6 protein-coding genes and 1 pseudogene are annotated in these 5,464 nt (G+C 67.3%); 4 read left to right on the plus strand and 3 right to left on the minus strand.

Features of this window, described 5'->3' with window-relative positions; all coding sequences use genetic code 11:
* Positions 1-2,480: hypothetical protein (locus Acor_RS41645; protein ID WP_218034833.1), on the plus strand; the 2,480-nt coding region annotated here is incomplete at its 5' end.
* Here Acor_RS41645 and Acor_RS45275 read toward each other — a convergent pair.
* Both Acor_RS45275 and Acor_RS41655 read right to left on the minus strand, forming a co-directional pair.
* Positions 2,381-2,917 (minus strand): hypothetical protein, encoded by a 537-nt coding sequence (locus Acor_RS45275; protein ID WP_308805728.1) that lies wholly within the window; start codon positions 2,915-2,917, stop codon positions 2,381-2,383. The genes Acor_RS41645 and Acor_RS45275 overlap by 100 nt on opposite strands.
* Positions 2,918-3,191: 274 nt before the next feature.
* Entirely contained in the window at positions 3,192-3,353 is a 162-nt protein-coding gene (locus tag Acor_RS41655; RefSeq protein WP_155342272.1) for a hypothetical protein, read from the minus strand.
* A 50-nt stretch (positions 3,354-3,403) separates the two neighbouring features.
* On the opposite strand from Acor_RS41655, the gene Acor_RS41660 reads away from it, so the two are divergent.
* Positions 3,404-3,616 (plus strand): hypothetical protein, encoded by a 213-nt coding sequence (locus Acor_RS41660; RefSeq protein ID WP_155342273.1) that lies wholly within the window; start codon positions 3,404-3,406, stop codon positions 3,614-3,616.
* A 173-nt stretch (positions 3,617-3,789) separates the two neighbouring features.
* Here Acor_RS41660 and Acor_RS41665 read toward each other — a convergent pair.
* Positions 3,790-4,689, minus strand: a pseudogene (locus Acor_RS41665) (Tn3 family transposase); the annotation flags it as partial.
* A 100-nt stretch (positions 4,690-4,789) separates the two neighbouring features.
* Between Acor_RS41665 and Acor_RS41670 the strand changes: the two are divergent.
* Together Acor_RS41670 and Acor_RS41675 are read left to right on the plus strand one after the other, a co-directional pair.
* Positions 4,790-5,026 carry a hypothetical protein gene (locus tag Acor_RS41670; protein WP_155342274.1) on the plus strand — a complete coding sequence of 79 codons (237 nt, stop codon included), beginning with the start codon at positions 4,790-4,792 and terminating at the stop codon, positions 5,024-5,026.
* A gap of 188 nt (positions 5,027-5,214) precedes the next feature.
* The coding region (locus Acor_RS41675) for a helix-turn-helix domain-containing protein (RefSeq protein ID WP_155342275.1) at positions 5,215-5,464 on the plus strand (250 nt) is incomplete at its 3' end.

A 5,464-nucleotide genomic window follows, 5' to 3' on the forward strand; every position in this document is an offset into this window, starting at 1 on the left:
GGGCCGGGGCGGGGGCTCCCGTCAAGCGCAGGATCGTGATCCATGAGGACCCGGGGCTGTCGCCCATGCGGAGGGTGAAACTCGTTCCGCGCGTCAAGCTCGGCGACGGAGTGATCAAGGGCATCCGTTTCGGCCGCGCCCGGACGCCGTCGCCCTTCGGCGGCCCCATGGGCGATCACACCAGTTCGTGGGCGAGTGTGGTGGACTCCGTGCACGCCTCCCTGTACGGCAGATCCCTCCCCGACGCGTTGCGGAAACTCTCGGCCATGCAGGACGCCGTGCAGGAGTGGATGAACAGCGACACCTCAGAAGGCAGCAAGCTGTTCGACACCCTCGCCCCGGAGGACCAGGACAAGCGCGAGAAGGCCCTGGGGCACTACGCCGCCACGGTCAAGCGGCTGGTCGGAGAAGCGAAGCAGCACCTCGGACAAGCGCCGCCGAACGACCCCGATGCCCAGTCCGCTGCGCAGGCCGCGGCGGCGAAGCTCCTCGCCGACGCGGTCGGGCACCACCTCGCCTACGTGAACTTCCTGCCGTTCGCCACCGTCCGCGCCGGCAGCGACCGGGGATCGATCGGATCGGGCGAAGGGGAGGCCCGCGCCGCGGTGCTGGACGGGGAATTCGCCAGCGAGGAGAACCTGGACGGGCTCGAGGCCCAGAATCCGGGCAGCGGAAGGCACCGCGGCTGGCGGAATTCCCAGGTCACGCTGGGAACGAAGAATCCCGATCTCGTGCTCCGCGCTGAGATCTGGAAGCTGTTCTCCCTGGAGGCGGCGGTGCGTGCGGCCGACCTGGAGCACGTCGTCGCACCGGAGCGGGCGAAGAAGACGGCGGAGAAGCTGGACGCCCTGAAGACCATGGGCGATGGTCTGGGGGATCTGGTCGACGTCTTCCTCGTCGAGGACGGAGTGAAGGGGCCGGACGGAAAGACTTCGAGGCGAACGAAGAAAAAGCACTTCTCGTTCCCCGACGGAGGGGTGAAGATCACGCTGCCCGCCCGGACAGGGCAGGGGGCGACAGGGGTACCGAACGGGCCGGAGGTGGTGGCGATCGGTTCCCTCCAAGATCTGACGAAAAAGCTGGACGAGATCGACAGTTGCGCCGTGGCACAGGTGCCGGATCGCAGCGGTGCCCCCGAGCTGTGGCAGATGCGGGTCCAGGTCACCGATCTCACGAAGCAACTGCGCGGCATCATGGGCGAAGTGACGCCCGGTCTCTCCGACGAGCTGCGCGCGTTCAAGGACGGCATCAAGAGCACGGGCGACGACCTGGCGGAGGAGTCCCGCCGCCTGCGGGAGGATCCCGACCGCACGCGGGAGGCCCCCGCCCGGATGCTCGCGCACCTGCTGCACGACTTCCAGTCGATCGTGGTCCGCAGCTATCCCGGCGCGGCGTCCAAGGCCGGCTTCCTCGGTGGCAGCGCGGCGGATTCGGCCGTCAACGTGCTCGAGGAGCATCTGGATAAGGCGGGGCTCGCCGTGGAGCCGGCGATGCTGGACGCCTTCCTCGACAAGGTCAAAAAGTTTCACACCGAACTCGGCGAGCCCGAATACGCCGTGGACGCGCGCTGGATCGCCGAGGCCGGCGGCGGCGGCCTCCTCGTCGCGATCCGCAACGGCAAGCTCGAATTCGGGGGCAGGCCCGACGCTCCCGTCGGCATCGCCGGCATGGGGTCGCACACCACGTCGTGGGTGACCGAGTGCGCCGCCGTCGAGCAGTGGTTCAAGGAGAAGGGGGAGGCCGGGATCGGCGACCACCTGCGCAAGCAGGTCATCAAGGATCTCAAGGGCGAGCTGATGACCGACCTCGCCCCCCTGCTGCCCAACGACCAGCTCAGCGCCGACCAGCTCACGGACATCTTCGAGGCCGCCCGGGCGGCGCTGGAGGCCGAGGCCCCCGAGGACACGATCGAGGCATACCTGAGCTTCCGCAACCTTCTGCCCTACGCCACGGTGGACGCGGGCAACCGCGACGGCCAGGGAGAGCGGGCCACCGCGTCCAAGGGCGTGAACTTCGATGAGGAATCGCTGGAGGCCGCCATGGCGCTCAAGCAGGACGAGCTCGACAATCCCGGCACGGCCATCGCCGTGCTCCAGGCCGCGGCCACCTCCCTCAGGAACGTCGCCCCCGACCTGGCCGGCCCCGCGGCCCCGAAATGGCAGAAGGACTTCCTCGAAGCGGTCGACACCACGATCGCCGGGCTCGACCACATCGTGAGGAGGCTCAAGAACTCGGTGCCGCAGAAGGCGCCTGCGGCTCCGCCGACCGACCCGACCGGAAAGACGAAGAAGAAGGAGAACGAGAAGACCAAGGCCGAGATGAAGAAGGAAAGGCTGGCCAGAAAGGCGAACGACGAGCCGCCGAGCGTCGATGACATCCTTCAGATGCGCGATGCGGAGCACGACGCGGTCTGGAAGGCGGGGCATCCGGGCAAGAAGACGACGCGGCCTGCCGGTGCCGCCGCGCAGAGCCCGCCCTGAGGCCCGTTCTCGTGCGGTGGGCGCGGCTCACCGCCTGAGGGGTTTGCGTTTCCGGAGATAGTCGGTGAGGCGGACGTCGGCCTCGAAGGCCAGGTCGGCGTCCGGTTCGGGGTCGAGCCAGAGTTCGGAGACGCGGTGCCAGGCGGGCGGTCCGAGGAAGGGGCCGGCGACGGGGTCGGGCCCCAGGGCCGGTCGTAGGGGCCGGTGCCGGATGGCCGAACTCGCCGTCTTCGGGGAACACCTTCACGAGGCCGTGGCCGGTGGCGGAGAGTCTCGCGGGCCTCCCGGACCGCGGCGGGCAGGAAGTCGATCGTGGTCACGGCACCGTCTGTGCCGACGAGGACGTCCAGGAGCGCCGCGTTGTAGCCGGTGCCCGCACCGATCTCCAGGACCCGGTGAACCTGGCCCTCGCGCTGGCCGAGGACCGGTGCCGCGATATCGTCAAGAAGACCAAGGACGGCCTTGAGTCACCCGCCGCCAGGGCAAGGTCGGCGGGCGCCGTCCGGTCGTCGACGACGACAAACGCGCCGCGATCCTCGACCGCCAGCGGCGCGGGGAGTCCATCCGGACCATCGCCGCCGGGGTCAAGGTCTCCATCGGCACCGTCCACAAGACCCTCAAGGCAGCGGCCGAGGACAACCCCACCGACCGACCACAGCCACCTGCCGCATCGGAACGGCCAGTCACGTTAAAAGCCGCCCACCGAGCTCCTTAGCGTGACTGGCCGTTCCATTGCTGCTCAAGCCCCGAGACAAGCCGGGTGGCGTCGATGAGGATCTGTGCCCGGTGGTGCACCGCCGAGGCACGCACCAGGCTGGCATGCAAGGTTGCGCAGTTCTCCGATGACAAGGCACCGTCCAGGCTGATGATCACGACGCGGTGGTCGAGGATGAATTCGCCGATCGCCGACGACGAGATCGTCGATGCGGCGCTTTCTCGTCCAGGCCCTGGCCGGGCGCCGGGTGAAGCTGATCACCTACGACACCAGCCAGTCCATGCGCGCCCGCGCCGCCGGCCTCGACGTCGTGAAAATCCGCCAGGACCCCGGGCCGGAACCCGACCCGGACCAGCGACCGGGCCGCAGGAACGGCCAGCCGAAGCCAGAACAGCGGATCTCCACCCGCCAGCAGGCATGATCTTCCCCGACAAGGGGCCAGCCCCGGCCTGCATTCGCTCACCTGTTCGCCCAGAACCCTAGCCGCCGCCTACCGCGGTTGATGCGTTGATCTTGCAGCCTTTGCTGGCGCGCCAATCCGACCTCGGTGAGGGTGGTACGGAAAACGAGGTCATCACCCGGTCACGGCTTGCCTCAGCCGTGGCCGGTGGCGAACAGGACGCGCGGCTCCAGGTCCAGCCGGGTGGCCGGGGCGTGTTCGGGTGGGGTGAGGTTGAGGGTCCAGTTGCCGAACCGGCGGATGCTGTGGGTGATGTAGGGCGAGACGGTGGCCAGGTCGTCCGGGTCCACGGGGTGGCCCTCGGCCGCCAGGGCGTTCGCGGCGTCGGTGATGTCGCAGGCGTTGGAATAGATGACGCAGTTGGCGAGCAACTCGTTGAACTTGACGACCTTCTCGTGGTGGTCGGGGTCGTTGTGGCCGATGAGCTTGCCGCCGAACATCAGCCAGTCGGCGAAACCGTGGAAGGCCTCAGTCCGGTTGGTGACCGCGGTGATCTGCTCGCGCAGGGCCGGCTCCGACAGGTAGCACAGCAGGGTGAGGGTGCGGATGGCACGGCCGAGCTCGCGGAAGGCCCGGTAGAGGCGGTTCTTGCGGGAGTGGTTGCCCAGCCGGCGCAACAGCGTCACCAACGACAGCTTGTTCTCCCGGATGGAGATCGCGGTGCGCAGCAGATCCGCCCAATGGGTCTCGATCAGTTTCCAGTCGACCACCTCCTCGCCGAACAGCGCATCGATGTGCTGGTAACGGCTCTGCTCACCGGGCCGGTAGAAGATCAGGTCGTGCCAGTTGCGGATGCGGGGCAGCAGGTCGAAGCCCAGCAGGTCGGAAAGGCCGAAGACCGGCAGAGACTGGCCCTGGGTATCGGCGTGGACGGTTTCGGGCTGGATGTCGGAGGCGTTGCGCGGCAGGCCCTCGATGATGTAGACCGCCTCCCACACCCCGCACGGGATGAAGTGGGAGAACAGCGCGATGTAGGTGTTGGAGACGTGCCGGTAGGCGATCCCGCCGTACCCGGAAGCGCGCAGGTTCGCCGATTCCCAGCCGTCGGTCCGCCCGAACCTGCAGGTGGTCGTAGCGGCATCGGTCCAGGGCGATTGGGTTCATCGAGTACGAACAAACCTAGCGTCGGTCGGGATGCATTATTACTTCCTGCTGGTCAGCTATAAGTGGTGCCAGAGTCGGCTGAGCGAGGGGTTCTTCCTGAGTGATACGTTCCCCGATCTTAAGGCGCTTCACGGCGTCAAGAAGATCCTGCAGCGCGGCTGCGACCGGGATTCCCGCGCGGATCAGGTGAGACACCGTAGCCAGCAAGCCCTCGGCCGCGTAGATGACGGTGGTCACGGCACCGATCACTGCGAGGACATTTGCTAGAAGGTTCATCGGGCCGGTCTCCTTTTCTCACCGAAGAACGTCCTGGTGATCCGTTCCTCCATGAGCAGGATCACCCATGGTCAAAGAGCAACGGCCCTTGGCGACAAGGTATGTGAGTGAACGGACTAGGTAGTGCTACCGCGGACGGTAGCTCATTCGACTGGCACCATCCCGCACTACGGCGGACAATGGCGGACAACATTCCATTGCGCACGTTTGGGGTCGCGATGCCGCGCAGAGCTCGCCCGCTTGATCCTCAGCGCAATCCCGTGCATCGGCTCGCGCAGGAACTGCGCGAGGTGCATCGGCGGGCGGGTAAGCCGACTCGCGCATGGCTAGGAAGCCGGATGAATTGCTCCCATGCGACCGTTTCTCACATCCTGAATGGAGACCGTTTTCCGTCTTGGCAGCTGACCTCTGCGTTGATCACTGCCTGCG

Source organism: Acrocarpospora corrugata (genome assembly GCF_009687845.1).
Taxonomy (GTDB): domain Bacteria; phylum Actinomycetota; class Actinomycetes; order Streptosporangiales; family Streptosporangiaceae; genus Acrocarpospora; species Acrocarpospora corrugata.

What these genes read in the sequence shown, in the direction of transcription:
- Acor_RS41660 (WP_155342273.1), top strand. Translation starts at nt 3,404, where the DNA reads ATGCGGCGCTTTCTCGTCCAGGCCCTGGCCGGGCGCCGGGTGAAGCTG.
- Acor_RS41670 (WP_155342274.1), top strand. Translation starts at nt 4,790, where the DNA reads ATGCATTATTACTTCCTGCTGGTCAGCTATAAGTGGTGCCAGAGTCGG.